We start from the raw sequence: 16,682 nt of genomic DNA, 5'->3' as shown, positions 1-16,682 counted from the left end.
CGTGGGGCACCCCGAAGTTTGATTGTGCTGACGGTTAGGGGGTGCTTGTCAAGGCGGGAAAGATGCCTTGACAAGCACCCCCGAACCGCAGGGAGGCTTCGTACCGGGGTGCGGGGGAGGGGCTGGGTGCCTCGAACCTTGGGTGCACCGGTGCGGTTTGTTGGTGGGTGGGGCTTGCGCCCCAATGTGGCATTGGGTGCATCGCACGCACCCAATGCCACATTGGGGCGCGTTCCGGCGGTGGGCGGAGGCGGTCCGTGAAGGGCTCCTTGAGGGAATCTGGTTCCGTGAAGGGCCCCTTGAGGGAATACCGGTTCGCGAGGGGAGCCCTGGGGATGTTTGTCCGTGAGGGGAACCCTGGGGGACTCTGAGTCCGTGAAGGTTCCCCTCACGGATCGTCAGCGGGGGCGCGGTGGTGGCGTTTTTCCGTGCTGCTGTGGGAAAGCCCGCCGAACGGCGCGGGCCGAACAGGTGATCATCTGTGCTCCGACTGGCCTCACCTGCGGCTCAGCGCCGCGGGGCTGTCTCGCACTGAGACGTAAAACGCACACGCGCTGCGGGCGGCCCATGCGAAGCTGTTAGAGTCGGCGGCACGCTTCCGGGCCTGTTTGCCCTGAAGCGTTCCTGGCTTGCCAGTGAGTCAGACATCCCGCCGGTCTCGTACCGGCCAAGCCGATCGTCGGTTGGGACGACCGACGACGCCGAGGAGGTCCCCCGCGTGCTCAGCGCATTCCGCTCGGCTCTCGCGACGCCGGATCTACGCAAGAAGATCCTGTTCACGCTAGCCATCGTCGCGGTCTACCGGATCGGTGCAACCATCCCGGCTCCGGGGGTCTCGTTCGCCGCCGTGCAGGCCTGTACCGCACAGGCCGATCAGCAGGGCGTGTACCAGCTGCTCAACCTCTTCAGCGGCGGTGCGCTGCTGCAGCTGTCGCTGTTCGCGACGGGCATCATGCCCTACATCACCGCGAGCATCATCATTCAGCTGCTCACCGTGGTCATCCCTCGGTTCGAGGAGCTGAAGAAGGAAGGCCAGTCCGGCCAGAACAAGCTGACCCAGTACACCCGGTACCTCACGATCGCGCTGGCGATCCTGCAGGCCACCGGCGTGGTCGCGCTCGCCGACCGCGGCACCCTGTTCCAGGGCTGCTCGCAGCCGATCATCCCGGACAACAGCATCTACTCGCTGACGCTGATCGTGGTCACCATGACCGCGGGCACCGCGGTGATGATGTGGCTGGGCGAGCTCATCACCGAGCGCGGCGTCGGCAACGGCATGTCTGTCCTGATCTTCCTGAACATCGCGGCCCGCATCCCGGCCGAGGGCGCCAACATCATCAGCAACGGCGGCGGCGTCGCGCTGGTCGTGGTCCTCGCGTTCGGCCTGGTGATCATCGCCAGCGTCATCTTCGTCGAGCAAGGTCAGCGCCGGATCCCGGTGCAGTACGCCAAGCGCATGGTCGGCCGCCGGATGTACGGCGGCACCTCGACCTACCTGCCGATCAAGGTGAACCAGGCCGGTGTCATCCCGGTCATCTTCGCCTCTTCGCTGCTGTACCTGCCGCAGCTGCTCAGCCAGCTGATCGGCGACCCGCAGAGCAACTCGGGCTGGCAGTCGTTCATTCAGAACTACCTGGTCAACCAGAGCAGCTGGGTGCACATCCTGCTCTACTTCCTGTTGATCATCTTCTTCACCTACTTCTACATCACGATCACGTTCAACGTGGACGAGCGTGCGGAAGAGATGAAGAAGTTCGGCGGCTTCATCCCGGGCATCCGGCCCGGGCGCCCGACCGCCGAGTACCTCAGCTTCGTGCTGGGCCGGATCACTCTCCCCGGCTCGCTGTACCTGGGCATCATCGCGATCCTCCCGAACTTCTTCCTGTCCCTCACCGGCAGCGGGAACAACCAGAACTTCCCGTTCGGTGGCACGGCTGTGCTGATCATGGTCGGCGTCGGGCTCGACACCGTCAAACAGATCGAAAGCCAGCTGATGCAGCGCAACTACGAAGGGTTCTTGAAGTGACGCGACTGGTTCTCGTCGGCCCGCCCGGCGCGGGCAAAGGCACACAGGCGGTGGCCCTGTCCGAGCAGCTGCGGATCCCGCACATCTCGACGGGCGACCTGTTCCGGGCGCACGTGGGCCAGGAGACCCCGCTCGGCCAGGAGGCCAAGCGGTACCTGGACTCGGGCGAACTGGTGCCGGACTCGGTGACCAACGAGATGGTCCGCGAGCGGCTGGCCGAACCGGACGCGAAGGCAGGCTTCCTGCTCGACGGGTTCCCCCGCAACACCAAGCAGGCCGAGGTCCTCGGCGAGATGCTGAGCGAGGCCGACAGCAAGCTCGACGCGGTCATCCAGCTCGACGTGGCCGAGGACGTCGTCGTCGGCCGCCTCATGTCGCGCGGCCGCTCGGACGACACCGAAGACGTGATCCGCCGCCGCCAGCAGGTGTACGTGTCGGAGACCGCGCCGCTGCTCGAGTACTACGCCGACATCCTCGTGAAGGTCGACGGCGTCGGCGAGGTGCAGGAGATCTCGGACCGCGTGCTGAAAGCGCTGCGCGACCGCACGTGAACCTCGGAGGATTGCGTGTTCTGCAAGTGCTCCGCCGCGGGCGCATGATCGAGGTCAAGACGCGCGGCGAGCTGGAGGCCATGCGGGCGGCCGGTCTCGTCGTCGCCCGCACCCTCGCCGCCGTGCGCGAGCTCGCGCGGGCCGGGGTCAGCACGGCCGAGCTCGACGAACTGGCCGAGCAGACGATCCGCGACGCCGGCGCGGTGCCCTCGTTCAAGGGCTACCACGGGTTCCCGGCGTCGATCTGCGCGTCGGTCAACGAACAGATCGTGCACGGCATCCCGTCGAGCAAGCAGGTGCTCGCCGAGGGCGACCTGATCTCGGTCGACTGCGGCGCGATCCTCGACGGCTGGCACGGCGACTCCGCGGTGACGCTGGAAATCGGCGAGGTCAGCGAAAAGGACCACGAGCTTTCCGCGGCCACCGAACGCGCCATGTGGGCGGGCATCGAAGCCGTCCGCGCGGGCTCCCGGCTCACCGACATCTCGTTCGCCGTCCAGACCGCCGCCGAAAAGGCGAGCCGGGACGACGGCCGCGAGTACGGGATGATCCTCGAGTACGGCGGCCACGGCATCGGCCGCGAGATGCACATGGAGCCGTTCCTGCCCAACGTCGGCAAACCCGGCAAGGGCCCGCGGCTCAAGCCCGGCATGGCGCTCGCGGTCGAGCCCATGCTGACCGGCGGCAGCGGCGAAACCCTCGAACTGGAAGACGGCTGGACGGTCGTCACCATCGACGGTTCGCGCGCCGCGCACTGGGAGCACACCGTCGCCATCACCGAAGACGGTCCCTGGGTCCTCACCCTGCCCGAAGAGTCCTGAGCGGCCCCGCGCCGCCACTCACAAGGGTCTACTTCACCCCCGGTCGACGGGGTACTGCACGGGTTGCGTACACTGTCAAGTCGGCGCGCTCATGCGCCGGTTCCAGCATGCTCGTGAATTCTCGCGAACCTCATGGACCCGGGGCCGAGTGTGGCCGAGCACCACCCAGTAAGCAAGGACTCGAGCTCAAAACCGATCACGCTGTGCACGTCACGCGTGCTCAGGGATTGCGGAGGACATGGCTAAGAAAGACGGGGCCATCGAGGTCGAAGGCCGCGTGGTCGAGCCGCTCCCCAACGCGATGTTCCGTGTCGAGTTGGAGAACGGCCACAAGGTCCTGGCACACATCAGCGGCAAGATGCGGCAGCACTACATCCGCATCCTGCCCGAAGACAGGGTTGTCGTGGAGCTGTCGCCCTACGACCTCTCCCGTGGTCGCATCGTCTACCGCTACAAGTGATCACGCCAGAGCCGAGCAGAGCAGGAAGCAGGAAGACGTGAAGGTTCAGCCGAGCGTCAAGAAGATCTGCGACAAGTGCAAGGTGATCCGCCGTCACGGCCGGATCATGGTGATCTGCGAGAACCTGCGTCACAAGCAGCGTCAGGGCTGACCACCGCACTGCAGCAGGCCGCTTGACGGCTACCCAACCTCCCCGTGCCTGCCGGAGCGTGAAAGCGACTCCGGCGCACCCCCGGACTTCAGGCCGGGGCCGGGACACCCGGGGCGCAAGCCACGGGCCGACAGGCGAGTCGGTTCCGGAACCGGACGGGGAGCAGACCTGAAGACGAACCCGAAAAAGGAGCACCAGTGGCACGACTCGCTGGCGTGGACCTCCCCCGCGAGAAGCGGTTGGAGATCGCGCTGACTTACATCTACGGGATCGGCCGTACCCGCTCGAAGCAGATGATCGCTGCTGCCGAGCTGAACGCCGACACCCGCGTCAAGGACCTCAGCGACGAGGATCTCGTCAAGCTGAAGGACTACATCGACGAAAACTTCAAGGTCGAGGGTGACCTTCGCCGTGAGGTGAACGCCGACATCCGGCGCAAGATCGAGATCGGGACCTACCAGGGTCTGCGCTGGCGTCGCGGTCTTCCGGTGCGCGGTCAGCGCACCAAGACCAACGCCCGCACCCGCAAGGGCCCGAAGAAGACGGTCGCCGGCAAGAAGAAGGCTGGCAAGAAGTGAGCACCCAGGGCAAGAAGGTCGTTCGCATGGGCGGTTCCGTCCGTCGCTCCACGGCTTGTGTCTCGCCCAAGGCGCTCTACGCCCGCCCGATGGCACTGCGCAACCTCTACACCGACGCCGGATCCATCATCCGGCGAGGGCAGCAGGAAGCGGTCGCCGCTCACCAAGAGAACGCGCGCTAACAGGAGATCCCTCAGAACATGCCACCCAAGAGCCGCACTGCGGGGGCCAAGAAGGTCCGCCGCAAGGAAAAGAAGAATGTCGCGCACGGTCACGCGCACATCAAGAGCACCTTCAACAACACCATCGTCTCGATCACGGACCCGACCGGCGCCGTGATCGCGTGGGCGTCGAGCGGCCACGTGGGCTTCAAGGGCTCGCGCAAGTCGACTCCGTTCGCCGCGCAGATGGCCGCCGAGAACGCCGCCCGCAAGGCCGCGGAACACGGCATGAAGAAGGTCGACGTTTTCGTGAAGGGCCCGGGTTCGGGCCGCGAGACGGCGATCCGCTCGCTGCAGGCGGCCGGCCTCGAGGTCGGCACCATCCAGGACGTGACCCCGCAGCCTCACAACGGCTGCCGCCCGCCCAAGCGGCGCCGGGTCTGAGGAACGGGGAGGAGTACTAAGAAATGGCTCGTTACACCGGCCCCGCGACGCGTATTTCGCGTCGCCTCAAGGTTGACCTCATCGGCGGCGACCAGGCTTTCGAGCGTCGCCCCTACCCGCCGGGCCAGCACGGCCGCGGGCGCATCAAGGAGTCCGAGTACCTCCTGCAGTCGCAGGAGAAGCAGAAGGCTCGCTACACCTACGGCGTTCTCGAGCGCCAGTTCGTCCGGTACTACAAGGAAGCCGTGCGGCGTCCGGGCAAGACCGGTGAGAACCTGCTGCAGATCCTCGAGTCCCGGCTGGACAACGTGATCTACCGCGCCGGCATCGCCCGCACCCGCCGTCAGGCGCGGCAGCTGGTGAGCCACGGCCACTTCCTGGTCAACGGCGTCAAGGTCAACGTGCCGTCCTACCAGGTCACCAAGTGGGACATCATCGACGTCAAGCCGAAGTCGGCGGGCACGCTTCCGTTCGTGGTCGCGAAGGAGTCCTTCGGCGACCGTCCGGTCCCGGCGTGGCTGCAGGTCGTTCAGTCGAACCTCCGCGTGCTGGTCCACCAGCTGCCGGAGCGCGCGCAGATCGACGTTCCGGTGCAGGAACAGCTGATCGTCGAGCTCTACTCGAAGTAACCGGTCTCTGCGACTGGTTACGGGGCGGCGGCGCCCAGAGTGCGCCGCCGTCACGCCATCCCTTCGACGTCATATGGCGGGCGTCGTCTGGAAAGGAAACTAAGAAATGCTGATTTCCCAGCGGCCGGCTCTCGGCGAAGAGACGGTCAACGAGACCCGCTCCCGGTTCACCATCGAACCGCTGGAGCCCGGCTTCGGCTACACGCTCGGCAACTCGCTGCGGCGCACGCTGCTGTCGTCCATCCCGGGCGCGGCCGTGACGAGCATCCGCATCGACGGCGTGCTGCACGAATTCACCACCGTTCCCGGGGTGAAGGAAGACGTCACCGACATCATCCTGAACCTGAAGGAACTGGTCGTGTCCTCGGAAGAGGACGAGCCGGTCACCATGTACCTGCGCAAGCAGGGCCCGGGTGAGGTCACGGCTGCCGACATCGTGCCGCCCGCGGGCGTCACCGTGCACAACCCGGATCTGCACATCGCGTCGCTGAACGGCAAGGGCAAGCTCGAGATCGAGCTCGTCGTCGAGCGCGGCCGCGGTTACGTTCCGGCCCTGCAGAACAAGCAGGCGGGCGCGGAGATCGGCCGGATCCCGGTCGACTCGATCTACTCGCCGGTGCTGAAGGTGACCTACAAGGTCGAGGCCACCCGTGTCGAGCAGCGCACCGACTTCGACAAGCTGATCCTGGACGTCGAGACCAAGCCGTCGATCACCGCGCGCGACGCGGTGGCCTCGGCCGGCAAGACGCTGGTGGAGCTGTTCGGTCTCGCTCGCGAGCTGAACGTCGACGCCGAGGGCATCGAGATCGGCCCGTCGCCGCAGGAGGCGGACACCATCGCCGCCTACGCGATGCCGATCGAGGACCTGGACCTCACCGTCCGGTCGTACAACTGCCTGAAGCGCGAAGGCATCCACACCGTTGGCGAGCTGGTCTCGCGCAGCGAGGCGGACCTTCTCGACATCCGCAACTTCGGCGCCAAGTCGATCGACGAGGTCAAGCTGAAGCTCGTCGGCCTCGGCCTCGCGCTGAAGGACAGCCCGCCCGGGTTCGACCCGTCCGCGGCTGCCACCAGCTACGACGGCGAAGGCTGGTCGGAAGGGGTCGCCGGCATCGGCGGCGGGATTTCGGACGACGGCCACGACGATGGCCAGGACTACGCAGAGACCGAGCAGCTCTGAGGCCTCGTGCCCGGACGCTGTGAGCTGAACTAGGAGAAAGTCATGCCCACCCCTACCAAGGGAGCCCGGCTCGGCGGGTCTGCCGCGCACGAGCGGCTGATCCTGGCCAACCTGGCCACTCAGCTGTTCGAGCACGGCAAGATCACGACGACCGAGGCGAAGGCCAAGCGGGTCCGCCCGCTGGCCGAGAAGCTGATCACCAAGGCGAAGCGGGGCGACCTGCACAACCGTCGCCTGGTGCAGAAGGTCGTCCGGGACAAGGACGTCGTGCACAAGCTGTTCGCTGAGATCGGCCCGCACTTCGCGGAGCGCGCCGGCGGTTACACCCGCATCACCAAGACGATGCCGCGCAAGGGCGACAACGCCGCCATGGCCGTCATCGAACTGGTCGCGGAGAAGACCGTGACCTCTGAGGCCGAGCGGGCCCGCGGCACCAAGTTCGCCAAGGACGAGGTCGCCGCCGCTCCGGTCGCCGAGGAAGCCGCTGAGGCTCCTGCCGCGACCGAAGAGGCCCCGGCTGCCGAAGAGGCCGCTCCGGCCGCGGACGAGGCTGCTGCCTCGGACGACGCGGACGCCAAGAAGGACTGAGTCCTGCCGGCACTGTCTACATCGGACGAGCCCGCCGCTCCCCACGGGGAGGGCGGGCTCGTTCGTCTGCGGTTGGACGTGAGTTACGACGGCACGGATTTCTCCGGCTGGGCCCGCCAGCCCGGCCGCCGCACCGTGCAGGCCGAGCTGGAGCAGGCGCTGCACCGCCAGCCGCCGGGGGAGTCGGTGCCGAAGTCCGTGGTCGTCGCCGGCCGCACGGATGCCGGGGTGCACGCGACGGGTCAGGTCGTGCACGTCGACGTGGTCCCGTTCGAACCCGGTGCGCCGGGCCGGATTCCCGTGGACGAAAAGGGAATCCCGGATCTGACGCGGATGCGCGGCCGCTGGAACAAGCTTTTGCCCGCCGACGCGCGGGTGCTGAACGCCCGCGTGGCTCCCGAGGGGTTCGACGCCCGGTTCTCGGCCATCCGGCGGCACTACCGTTACCGGGTCTCAGATGCCCCGTGGGGCGTCGATCCGCTGCGCCGCAACGACACTCTGGCTTGGGGCCGTCCACTGTCGACAGAGCGGATGAACACTGCCGCGGAGGCATTGCTGGGCCTGCAGGACTTCGCGGCGTACTGCAAACAGCGTGAGGGCGGCACGACGATCCGCGAGCTGCAGCGTCTGGAGTGGACGCGGATCGACGAGCATCTGCTGGAAGTCCGGGTCAGCGCGGACGCTTTTTGCCATTCGATGGTCCGCAGCCTCGTCGGGGTGTTGCTGCTCGTGGGGGACGGGCGGCGCGGAATCGGGTGGCCGGGCGAGGTTTTGGCGAGCGGGGCGCGGGACAGCGCGGTCGCTCCGGCGCACGGATTGACGTTGACGGCGGTGGATTACCCGCCGGACGAGCTGCTGGCCGCGCGCGCGGAGCAGACGCGAAACGTGCGGTCCTCGACCGAGCTTTAGGCCGGGCCGACCGTAAAAGAGCAGGCCACCGATGATACCAGAGTGGTATCATCAACCTCATGGCGATGACTTTGCGGTTGAACGACGAAGTGGAGCGTGCGCTCGCGTTGCTTTCCGAAGCGGACGGGGTGAGCAAGCACGAAGCGGTGGTGCGGGCGATCACGGACGCCGCGGCCCGCCGGGTCCGGGACGACCGGGTTCGCGACCTTTCCAGCGAAGGCCGCGCCCGCTACGCCTCCCTGCTTGACCGCCTGGCGCAATGATCGACTACCTGACGCTCGACGATCTGCTCGCGCTGTCGGCGGATCTCGGCGTGCCCCGGGTGCGCGATCTGGGCTTGCTCGACGCGGCGGCGCACCGGCCGCAGTCCTCGCTGATGGGGCAGGACGCTTATCCGGAGCTGCACGAGAAAGCCGCGGTGCTGCTGGAATCCATCGTCCGGAACCACCCGCTGATCGACGGGAACAAGCGGCTGGGCTGGATGTCGGCGTACGTCTTCTACGGGCTCAACGGCTACGACCTGGACGCGCCGGAGGACGACGCGTACGACCTGGTGATCGCGACCGCGACGGGGACGTTGCCGTACCAGTCGGTGGCTGAGCGCCTGACGGCGTGGTCTCAAGCCGACGCCGACGCCCAGCCGCGGGTCGATCGCTAACTCGCGGGCGGAATCGGCGCGCCGGGGCAAGTCGTGTTCGACGTCTTCCCCGTGTCGAAGAACTCGACTGCCTTGGCTCCGCACGGCAGCTCCGCCAGCGAACCGTGCTCGTCGTCTTCGACGGTGAGCAGCGCCCCGCCGATGCGGGCCTGCATGTCGCGGACCCACGGATACGGCGTCACGGACTCGTAGGCGTGCCCGACGAGCTGGAGCGGGCTCTTGCCCGCGGTGAACTGCCATGGCGTCGGCGGCAGCGGCCAGCCGGTGCAGCGTCCGTCGAACTGGCCGTGGCTTCCGGCGACCGGGAACTTGGCCGACAGCGCGACGTGGTGGCGCCAGTAGGTCTCGAAGTCCCGGGTGCCGGTCCCTTCGTTGCAGATCAAGGCATCCTGCTGGTCCCCGTTGAACTCCGGGTTCGGCTCGTTCCAGCCGAAGGCGGTCCGGGCCTGCGGCGCCGCGCCGGGGAGCGAGGCGCCGGACCGGAGCGCGGCCAGCTGATGTGCGGAGTTCGGCCAGTTGGCGCGGTGCGCGGTGAGCAGGCTGTCCACGGCGGGTCGATCGGCGGCCTTCGCGCGAAGATCCAGCAGGGCCTTGATGACCTGGGCTTTCGTGGTGCCGAAGTGATAGACGCGGTCGTTGCCCGCGATCCAGCCGGCGAGGTCGTGGAAGGAAGCTTCCCGTGCGGCGGCCTCGTCGTAGTCCACGCGGCCGAGGTCGAAAGCGGGGTCCATGACGGAGTCGAGCAGCATCCGGCTGACGTGGCTGTCGAACAGCGTGCGGTATTCCGCGCCGAGTGCGGTGCCCCAGGAAATGCCGAAGTAGCCGATCTTGTCCTCGCCGAGCGCCTTCCGGACGCGGTCCATGTCGCGCGCGATGTTCGCGCTGGTCAGGTTCCGCATGAACTCCGGATCCTTCGCCACGCAGGCCCGATACCGCTTCGCGTTCTGCTCAGCGGTGAACCGGGCTTTTTCCTTGTCCGGCAAGGACGGATCCGGCTCGGCGGAATCATGCGGGCAGGAAAGGCCTGCGCTGTAACCGATTCCGCGCGGCGCGAAGCCGATGAGGTCGTGGTGCGTGCCGATGCCCGCGACGGTCGATTCCAGGAGATCGCGCGGCAAGCCCATGCCGGAATCGCCGGGGCCTCCCGGGTTGACCAGGACTGCTCCGGCACGGCTCCCGGACGCTTTGATCCGGCTCACCGCGAGGTCGAAGGTGCGTCCGTCCGGCTTGGCGTAGTCGACGGGAACCTTCAGCGAAGCGCATTCGGTGCGGGCATCGTTCGCGGGCCAGCCACTGGCGATTTCCTTGCAGGGCTTCCACTTCAGCGGTTCAGCGGCCGTCGCGACGCCGGGCGCGAACGGGACGAGCACCAATCCGGCGAGCACCGGTGCGAGCAGCTTCGTGAGCATCATGCGGCACATCGTGGCGGCTTGGCCAGCGCCGGCTGATCGGCCGATCGGCCAGCCGCGGGCACCGATCGGCCGAGTCTGGAAAAAGTGAAGGCCTCCTTGCGGCAAGCAAGGAGGCCTTCACTTCTCCGGAGTTCTCAGTCGCCTCGGCGGACCGGGCCGAGCAGCTGCTGTTCCTTCTGCGTCGTGACCAGCCGCAGCGGACGCCACAGGTTCGTGCCCAGCGCGACGACCTGGTCGTCCTTCAGCGTGGTCAGCTGACGCATCATCTGCGGCGGCAGCCGCCAGATGCGGGCGGCCAATTCAGCCTGTCCGGCGGGCAGCCGCTGCATCAGCACGAGGTCCGCGGCGTTGGCCGTGGTGCCTGCCTGCGGGTGCAGGTACGGCAGCACGTACACCGTGGTCTGCCACGGCGACCGGGGCGGGAACAGGTCCTGCGGGGTCGGTCCGCCGTCGGTCACCACGAGCAGCGGGGCGTCCTCGGACGGGCGCGGCAACTCGACCGGGGAGAGCCGGCGGATCTGCACCAGGGGCGACGGACGTCCGTCGCGGCTTCCGGCCGCCTGCTGCAGCACCTGCCACGCCGCGGGACGTCCGGTGGCCACGACCACCCAGGCACCCGTCGCCAAGGCGCGCATCGCGACCTGGCGGGCCAGGTAAAGGCCGCCGACGAGCACGATGCGGGTCGGCTGCGAGCGCAGGGCCGACACCGTCAGCGGTTCGCCCTTGAGGCCGGAGCCGAGGACGACGCCGCCGCGGTCGCCGGACGGGCTGATCGCGTCGAGCATGGCCGGGTCGACCGTGAACTCCGGGGCGACGCCGGTGTTTTGCCCGGCGTCGCGAACACGCGTGCTCATTCCGCCGCCTCCTCGAGGAGTTTCACGCTGGCTGCCGGGGAGGCCGCGGCATGAATAACGATGATTCGCTGGCAAGCGGCGCTCATGCCGTCCCTCCGATCGGCAGCGTCGCGGAGAACGCCGAGATCTGCATGCCCTTCAACGGGGTCAGGTCGACGTCCAGCCGCTCCGCGATGCTCTGCAGCCGCTGGTCGGCCGCGTCCAGCTCACGCGGGTTGCGGGCGCTGAGCCGTACCACGCCGCGCAGGCCGATGCGGCCCTCGTCGGCGGACGGCGAGATCGCCATGGCGACCGTCGCGGACAGCGCGCGCACGCTGGTGAGCCCGTTGAGGCTGCCGCTGATCTTTCCCTTGGGCCAGCCGGTGATCGCGTAGCTGGAGTGCCCGATGCCGGCTGCGGTGACGCCAGTCCAGCTCTCCTGCAGGCTGACCTTCTCGTTCGAACCGGCGACCGCGGTGAGCTCGGCCGCCGAGATGCTGGCGCGCAGCAACTCGTCCGGGTCGAGCGGCCGGGTCGGCACGCCCTGGGATTCCAGTGCGTTCCGCACCCGCGACAGCGCACCGATCATCGCGCGGTGCGCGCCGACGACGCCGCCGCCGCGTTCCCGGATCGCCTCCGGGCAGCGCCGCGGGTCGAGCCGGACCGCGATCCACGTCGTCCGCCGGGCGGCCGCGGGCAGCGGGCCGAGCACCTCGAGGTAGGAGCTGAGGGCCGGGGCGTCCGCGGGCATCGCGGCCGAACCCGGGTAGCTGTGCCAGATCATCTGGATGGAGTCCAGCAGCACGCCGCGGTCTTCCAGGCACGGCGCGAGCGCGGACAGCGGAAGGCTGGGCGCGCCGCCGGCCTGGGAGATCATCGCCGGCATCGGCTCGACGAGCAGGACCGCGGTCCAGGTGCCGTCGTTCCAGGCGATGCCGACTTCCTGCCGCTCGTGGTCGACGGCGTGCGCCACCACGAGGTCCGGCACGGCCAGCCGCAGCAGGCTGACGCGCGCGTCCTCCGGGCCGGTGACAGCGCTTTCCTCGGCGAGTTCCTCGATGCTGGTCGGCGGCGGAGGGGTCGCCACGCGGCCGCGCGAGCGGAACCGGTACCGCAGCGTCAGCGCGAGCCACTGGGTGAACCAGCGTCCGCCGACCCGCAGGAACGCGAAGATCAGGCCGAGCGCCGCGACGCCGATCGCGACGTACTTGAGCTGCATGTTGATCGCGAGCAGCACGAGCCCGATCGCGACGCCGACTTCCAACACGACGAGGTTGACCACCGGCAGCGGGCCGAGCGAGATGCCGCCGGAGCGCCGCCGCGAGGGCGGGGCCATCCGGAGCGCGGTCGCGGTGCCGCCGCCGGTCGGTGCGGGTTCGCTGCTTTCGGGGCCGCCGCCGCTCGGGCCGCCGGGTCCGCCGGGACCGCCAGGTCCGCCGCCGCCGGGACCGCCAGGGCCGCCGGGACCGCCGCCGCCAGGGCCGCCGGGGCCACCAGGTCCGCCGCCGCCAGGGCCACCGGGACCGCCAGGACCATTGCCTCCGGGACCGCCCGGACGCGGACCGCCGGGACCGCCGCCGCCAGGACGTCCGGTGCGCGGGCCGGTGGGACCGCCAGGTCCGCCTGGGCCACCGGGCCCGCCCGGTCCGCCAGGACCCGCGGGGCCGCCGGGCTTGGGACCGCCAGGACCAGGCTTAGGCCCGCCGGGACCACCGGGTCCACCGGGACCGCCAGGCTTGGGTCCGGGCGCGCCGGGCTTGGGGACGCCGGGCCCGGGAGTGACCGGTCCGCCGGGCCGTCCGGGACCGCCAGGTCCGCCTGGGCCGCCCGGACCACCGGGACCGCCAGGGCCGCCGGGAGCGGGAGTGCGAGGGGGCATTCCGGGACCGCCGGGAGCCGCACCGGGTCCGCCGGTTCTGCCGGGCCGCTGCGGCGGACCCGGGGGACGTCCCCCGGGAGGCGGTGGCGGTCCCTGCGGACCAGGCGGACGTGGAGGCGTGCTGACGGACATCCGCGCGTTCTCTTCCCCTCGTGAGTGCTGCGTACCCGGAAAGCCGGTCCCGGGATGCCTGACCCTAACCGGAGTTGGTAGAAACCCCACACCAGACGGTCCCCGTACGGCTATCCTGCGGAACCGTACCGCGACGGGGAGGACTGTAGGTCGAGAATGCCATCAACACCCACGACTAAGTCTCAGGTTCAGGCATACAAGTTCGTCCTGCGCAGGATGCAGTCCGCGCTGGTCCGCCGTGATGCGGTGATGCTGCACGACCCCATGCGCTCGCACGGGCGCGCGACGGCGGTCGGCGTCATCCTCGGTGTGCTGGGCGCCGTCGTTTTCGTGCTGTGGGGCCTGTTGAGCCCCGCGCCCGCGGTGCCGCAGTCGGACAACATCGTGATCGGCGAGCAGTCCGGCACCGTGTATGTCGTCACGGGAAACCCGTCGCGACTGATCCCGACCTTCAACCTCGCGTCGGCGCGGCTGATCCTCATGGCGCAGAAGCAGCAGAGCAGCCAGGGGCAGCCGGGCGGCGGCCAAGGCGGCCAGCCGCAGGCGGCCGACGTGAAGAACCCGACTGTCGTCTCCGATGAACAGTTGAAGAACATGCCGCGCGAGAAGCTCACCGGCATTCCGGACGGACCGCAGCTGCTGCCGTCGGCGGACCAGCGGGCTACCCCCAATTGGGCGGTCTGCGACGAGGTCGTGCTCGACTTGTCGCTGCCGCAGCCGGACTCGGTCAACAAGACCAACACCGACGTGATCGCCGGCATCGACAAGCTCGGCGGCGAGCTGCAGGCGAACCAGGCGCTGCTCGGCGACGCCGGGAACGGCAAGAGTTACCTCATCTACCGGTCGAACGCGAATACCGTGCGCGCCGAGGTGTCGTCCAGCTCCAGCGACCCGGTGCGGTCCGCGTTGCACCTGCCGACGAAGGCGCGCAAGGTGTCGCAGGCTCTCCTCAACGCGATCCCCGAGGTCACCAAGCTGACCCCGCCGCCGGTGGCCGGCGAGGGCGGGACGCCGTCGAGCAGCTTCGACGGCCTGACCGTCGGCAACGTCTTCTCGACCCAGCCCTCCGGCGGCGCGCTGGAGTTCTGGCTCATCGCCAAGAGCGGCATCCAGAAGGTGTCGCCCGCCGTCGCGGACATCGTGCGCACGGCCAAGAGCGGCGGCTCGGCCACCACGCCGACCCTGACCCTCGACAAGATCAACAACGTCAAGGTGCTGCAGCCGGGCGATCCCGACTACGTGCGGGTCGACACCTACCCGCAGGTCGTCCCGTCCGTTCTCGACGCCGTCCAGGCGCCGGTGGCGTGTCTCGGCTGGTCGCTCAGCGCCGACCACAGCCAGGCGCACACCTCGGTCTACATCAACAAGCAGATCCCGGTGGAGAAGAACGCCGACGGCACCTCGAAGATCATCAGCGTCAGCAACACCGGCCCGAACGGCGTGCCGATCACCGGCTTCTACATGCCGACCGGATACGGCGCGGTGGTGCAGTCGGCCACCGAAACGAGCGCGACCTTCAACAAGGGCCCGATCCAGCTGATCTCCGACCGCGGCATCCGCTACGGCGTTCCGGACGCGGCGACCGCGAACGAACTGGGGCTGGACAACCGGCTGCCGGCGCCGGAATCGATCATCGGGCTGCTGCCGACCGGAGCGTCGCTGAACGTGCAGAACGTGATGAAGCAGTTCGATTCGGTCCCGATCGACCCGAACGCGGGCTCGTACAAACCGCAGGCGGCCGGACAGCAGCAACCCGCGGGGAACTGACGGCGGGTTCCGTCCGTCACACTCGGACACGCACCGGGTGAGCGGAGGGTCGAACGTGGCAACGCCGGGAAGCAGTCCGGGAACAAGCGCCGTGCGGATCGACGGCGCGGTCGTCGGCGGCTACGCGGCGAAAGTCGCGCGGGCGGCCGACGAACTGGAGACCGCCGCGGGCGAGGTGGGCGCGAAAGCGACCACCGCCGAGGCGTACGGCGAGGCGGCCGCGCGGCTGGGCGTGCCGGAGTCGTACGCACAGGCTTCGCAAGCGTTGCGCGGCCAGCTCGCCGCCGGGGTGGCCGCGCTGCGGTCGGTCACCGCGGCGCTGGAGCAGCTCACCACCGGCCACGCCGAGCGGGACGCTGACGCGGCCGAGCGGATCGAGCGCGCCGGGAGGATCTCGTGACGGAGCCGTCTCTGGCGTACGTGACCGAACTCGCCCGCGAGCTGGGCGTCACCGATCCGGTCGCCGCCTACTACCAGCCGCTCACCGGCCGCTGGGAGGAGCTGGACGCGGAGGCCGAGAGCCTGCGCGCCGCGGCCCGCACGGCGGCCAGGGTGTCCAAGGACCTCGCGGAGGACCTCGGCCGGATCGACGCGTCGTGGTCAGGGCCGGACGCGGACGCGTTTGTCGCCTACCTCGGCGAAATCCGCGCCGCGAGCGAGGGGGCGGAGGACGCGCTCGACGCGCTCGCCGGTTCGCTCGACCAGCTCACCGAATCGCTGCGCAAGATCGCGGGCGCGGCGGAGGAGGTGCTGGTCGACGCTGCCGATCTGCTGTCCGAATCGGCGATGCTGCCCAGCGGCGGCGCCTCGCGGGCGCGTTCGCAGATGCGGGATACCGAGCAATCGCTGAAGTCCCTGCACGAGGCCGCGGAGGACGTGCTGCGCGAGTTCGGCCGGTTGTGCTCCGGAGTGGACGCTCCGGCGGGGAGCCCGTCGAGCATCGAGCTGCGGCACCACTATCCGGCGGAGCAGTTCCGGCTGCACGACGCGGACGGGCCCGCGAGTGCCGCTGCTGCTGCGACCAGCCCGTCGGCCGACGCCGCGGCCGGGGAGTCCACAGTGGCGTCTTCCGCGTCCTCTTCGGACGATTCGGTGAGCCCGTCCGCCGCGGAGACTTCCCACCACGGCAAGGAAACCGCCGCCGATCCGCGGCTGGAGCAAGGCCAGGCGGGCATTCCGCCGGTCGAGCCGGTCGCCCCGGCCCCGCAGCCCGCTGCGGCGAATCAGGGCTCGGGCACGTCGATGATGCCGATGATGGGCTTCGCCGGCATGGGCGGCGGAGGCGGTGGCGGCGGAAGCTCGCAGCACAAGCCGCGGCAGCGTACGGCGGCGAAGACGTCCGAGATCTTCGGCGAGCCAGCGCAGGTGACTCCGCCGGTGATCGGCCAGGACCCGCCCGCGCGGCGGCCGGAGAAGGACGGGAAGCCGCCGAAACCCGGAAAATGACCAGGGAGGCCGTTGGCCGCGACATCCGCGGCGAACGGCCTTCTCCGTCTCCGGAAC

Annotated in this window: 20 protein-coding genes; 17 read left to right on the top strand and 3 right to left on the bottom strand. The window is 69.2% G+C overall.

All coding sequences use genetic code 11. From position 1 onward, the window contains the following. The first annotated feature begins 718 nt into the window (after nt 1-718). From secY to ABZX37_RS38570, 14 genes are all read left to right on the top strand, one after another. Complete coding sequence (gene secY, locus ABZX37_RS38635; protein WP_344270202.1) at nt 719-2,026, top strand: preprotein translocase subunit SecY; 1,308 nt, start codon at nt 719-721, stop codon at nt 2,024-2,026. Further along, nucleotides 2,023-2,577: an adenylate kinase gene (locus ABZX37_RS38630; RefSeq protein WP_116202460.1), complete on the top strand. Its 555-nt coding sequence runs from the start codon at nt 2,023-2,025 to the stop codon at nt 2,575-2,577. The genes secY and ABZX37_RS38630 overlap by 4 nt, the downstream gene beginning before the upstream one ends. Before the next feature lie 44 nt (nt 2,578-2,621). Beyond that, nucleotides 2,622-3,398, top strand: coding sequence for a type I methionyl aminopeptidase (gene map / locus ABZX37_RS38625; protein WP_354748220.1), 777 nt, complete (start codon nt 2,622-2,624; stop codon nt 3,396-3,398). 238 nt (nt 3,399-3,636) lie between these two features. Further along, entirely contained in the window at nt 3,637-3,858 is a 222-nt protein-coding gene (gene infA / locus ABZX37_RS38620) for a translation initiation factor IF-1 (RefSeq protein WP_004558881.1), read from the top strand. 37 nt (nt 3,859-3,895) lie between these two features. Beyond that, the gene (rpmJ, locus tag ABZX37_RS38615) at nt 3,896-4,009 is read left to right on the top strand and encodes a 50S ribosomal protein L36 (protein WP_004558882.1); all 114 of its coding nucleotides are present in this window, start codon (nt 3,896-3,898) and stop codon (nt 4,007-4,009) included. 197 nt (nt 4,010-4,206) lie between these two features. Further along, on the top strand, nt 4,207-4,587 hold the full coding sequence (gene rpsM, locus ABZX37_RS38610) for a 30S ribosomal protein S13 (RefSeq protein WP_009072337.1): 381 nt from the start codon (nt 4,207-4,209) through the stop codon (nt 4,585-4,587). Further along, entirely contained in the window at nt 4,584-4,769 is a 186-nt protein-coding gene (locus ABZX37_RS38605; protein WP_009072338.1) for a hypothetical protein, read from the top strand. Before rpsM ends, ABZX37_RS38605 begins: the two co-directional genes overlap by 4 nt. Before the next feature lie 18 nt (nt 4,770-4,787). Next, nucleotides 4,788-5,192 (top strand): 30S ribosomal protein S11, encoded by a 405-nt coding sequence (gene rpsK, locus ABZX37_RS38600; RefSeq protein ID WP_009072340.1) that lies wholly within the window; start codon nt 4,788-4,790, stop codon nt 5,190-5,192. A gap of 23 nt (nt 5,193-5,215) precedes the next feature. After that, nucleotides 5,216-5,821: a 30S ribosomal protein S4 gene (gene rpsD / locus ABZX37_RS38595; RefSeq protein ID WP_116202463.1), complete on the top strand. Its 606-nt coding sequence runs from the start codon at nt 5,216-5,218 to the stop codon at nt 5,819-5,821. A gap of 106 nt (nt 5,822-5,927) precedes the next feature. Further along, a complete protein-coding gene (locus tag ABZX37_RS38590) occupies nt 5,928-7,001 on the top strand; it encodes a DNA-directed RNA polymerase subunit alpha (protein WP_009072342.1) in 1,074 nt (357 codons plus the stop codon). Between the two features lie 42 nt (nt 7,002-7,043). After that, the gene (gene rplQ, locus ABZX37_RS38585; RefSeq protein ID WP_354748208.1) at nt 7,044-7,589 is read left to right on the top strand and encodes a 50S ribosomal protein L17; all 546 of its coding nucleotides are present in this window, start codon (nt 7,044-7,046) and stop codon (nt 7,587-7,589) included. Nucleotides 7,590-7,661: 72 nt separating this feature from the next. Further along, nucleotides 7,662-8,498 (top strand): tRNA pseudouridine(38-40) synthase TruA, encoded by an 837-nt coding sequence (truA, locus tag ABZX37_RS38580; protein ID WP_354748207.1) that lies wholly within the window; start codon nt 7,662-7,664, stop codon nt 8,496-8,498. A 59-nt stretch (nt 8,499-8,557) separates the two neighbouring features. Beyond that, the gene (locus ABZX37_RS38575; protein ID WP_354748206.1) at nt 8,558-8,761 is read left to right on the top strand and encodes a CopG family transcriptional regulator; all 204 of its coding nucleotides are present in this window, start codon (nt 8,558-8,560) and stop codon (nt 8,759-8,761) included. Then, nucleotides 8,758-9,156 (top strand): type II toxin-antitoxin system death-on-curing family toxin, encoded by a 399-nt coding sequence (locus ABZX37_RS38570; RefSeq protein ID WP_354748204.1) that lies wholly within the window; start codon nt 8,758-8,760, stop codon nt 9,154-9,156. Before ABZX37_RS38575 ends, ABZX37_RS38570 begins: the two co-directional genes overlap by 4 nt. Here ABZX37_RS38570 and ABZX37_RS38565 read toward each other — a convergent pair. From ABZX37_RS38565 to eccE, 3 genes are all read right to left on the bottom strand, one after another. Further along, a complete protein-coding gene (locus ABZX37_RS38565) occupies nt 9,153-10,568 on the bottom strand; it encodes an alpha/beta fold hydrolase (protein ID WP_354748202.1) in 1,416 nt (471 codons plus the stop codon). The genes ABZX37_RS38570 and ABZX37_RS38565 overlap by 4 nt on opposite strands. A gap of 134 nt (nt 10,569-10,702) precedes the next feature. Beyond that, nucleotides 10,703-11,422 carry a hypothetical protein gene (locus ABZX37_RS38560; RefSeq protein ID WP_354748200.1) on the bottom strand — a complete coding sequence of 240 codons (720 nt, stop codon included), beginning with the start codon at nt 11,420-11,422 and terminating at the stop codon, nt 10,703-10,705. A gap of 82 nt (nt 11,423-11,504) precedes the next feature. Continuing rightward, nucleotides 11,505-12,737: a type VII secretion protein EccE gene (eccE, locus tag ABZX37_RS38555; protein ID WP_354748198.1), complete on the bottom strand. Its 1,233-nt coding sequence runs from the start codon at nt 12,735-12,737 to the stop codon at nt 11,505-11,507. An 831-nt stretch (nt 12,738-13,568) separates the two neighbouring features. Between eccE and eccB the strand changes: the two genes are divergently transcribed. The 3 genes from eccB to ABZX37_RS38540 all read left to right on the top strand — a co-directional run bounded on the left by eccB (nt 13,569) and on the right by ABZX37_RS38540 (nt 16,625). Continuing rightward, entirely contained in the window at nt 13,569-15,179 is a 1,611-nt protein-coding gene (gene eccB / locus ABZX37_RS38550; protein WP_354748196.1) for a type VII secretion protein EccB, read from the top strand. Nucleotides 15,180-15,270: 91 nt separating this feature from the next. Further along, complete coding sequence (locus ABZX37_RS38545) at nt 15,271-15,579, top strand: hypothetical protein (RefSeq protein WP_354748194.1); 309 nt, start codon at nt 15,271-15,273, stop codon at nt 15,577-15,579. Continuing rightward, complete coding sequence (locus ABZX37_RS38540) at nt 15,576-16,625, top strand: WXG100 family type VII secretion target (protein ID WP_354748192.1); 1,050 nt, start codon at nt 15,576-15,578, stop codon at nt 16,623-16,625. The genes ABZX37_RS38545 and ABZX37_RS38540 overlap by 4 nt, the downstream gene beginning before the upstream one ends. The last annotated feature ends 57 nt before the right edge of the window (nt 16,626-16,682 follow it).

This window comes from Amycolatopsis sp. NPDC004079, from assembly GCF_040610415.1.
In the GTDB taxonomy this organism is placed as follows: domain Bacteria; phylum Actinomycetota; class Actinomycetes; order Mycobacteriales; family Pseudonocardiaceae; genus Amycolatopsis; species Amycolatopsis halotolerans.
The sequence above is the reverse complement of the archived record's forward strand: the minus strand, read 5'-3'. Positions and strand labels throughout refer to the sequence as shown.

What these genes read in the sequence shown, in the direction of transcription:
- ABZX37_RS38575 (WP_354748206.1), top strand. Translation starts at nt 8,558, where the DNA reads ATGGCGATGACTTTGCGGTTGAACGACGAAGTGGAGCGTGCGCTCGCG.
- ABZX37_RS38565 (WP_354748202.1), bottom strand. Translation starts at nt 10,568, where the DNA reads ATGATGCTCACGAAGCTGCTCGCACCGGTGCTCGCCGGATTGGTGCTC.
- rpsK (WP_009072340.1), top strand. Translation starts at nt 4,788, where the DNA reads ATGCCACCCAAGAGCCGCACTGCGGGGGCCAAGAAGGTCCGCCGCAAG.
- eccB (WP_354748196.1), top strand. Translation starts at nt 13,569, where the DNA reads ATGCCATCAACACCCACGACTAAGTCTCAGGTTCAGGCATACAAGTTC.
- ABZX37_RS38570 (WP_354748204.1), top strand. Translation starts at nt 8,758, where the DNA reads ATGATCGACTACCTGACGCTCGACGATCTGCTCGCGCTGTCGGCGGAT.
- infA (WP_004558881.1), top strand. Translation starts at nt 3,637, where the DNA reads ATGGCTAAGAAAGACGGGGCCATCGAGGTCGAAGGCCGCGTGGTCGAG.
- ABZX37_RS38560 (WP_354748200.1), bottom strand. Translation starts at nt 11,422, where the DNA reads ATGAGCACGCGTGTTCGCGACGCCGGGCAAAACACCGGCGTCGCCCCG.
- rpsD (WP_116202463.1), top strand. Translation starts at nt 5,216, where the DNA reads ATGGCTCGTTACACCGGCCCCGCGACGCGTATTTCGCGTCGCCTCAAG.
- eccE (WP_354748198.1), bottom strand. Translation starts at nt 12,737, where the DNA reads ATGGCCCCGCCCTCGCGGCGGCGCTCCGGCGGCATCTCGCTCGGCCCG.
- rplQ (WP_354748208.1), top strand. Translation starts at nt 7,044, where the DNA reads ATGCCCACCCCTACCAAGGGAGCCCGGCTCGGCGGGTCTGCCGCGCAC.
- map (WP_354748220.1), top strand. Translation starts at nt 2,622, where the DNA reads ATGATCGAGGTCAAGACGCGCGGCGAGCTGGAGGCCATGCGGGCGGCC.
- ABZX37_RS38590 (WP_009072342.1), top strand. Translation starts at nt 5,928, where the DNA reads ATGCTGATTTCCCAGCGGCCGGCTCTCGGCGAAGAGACGGTCAACGAG.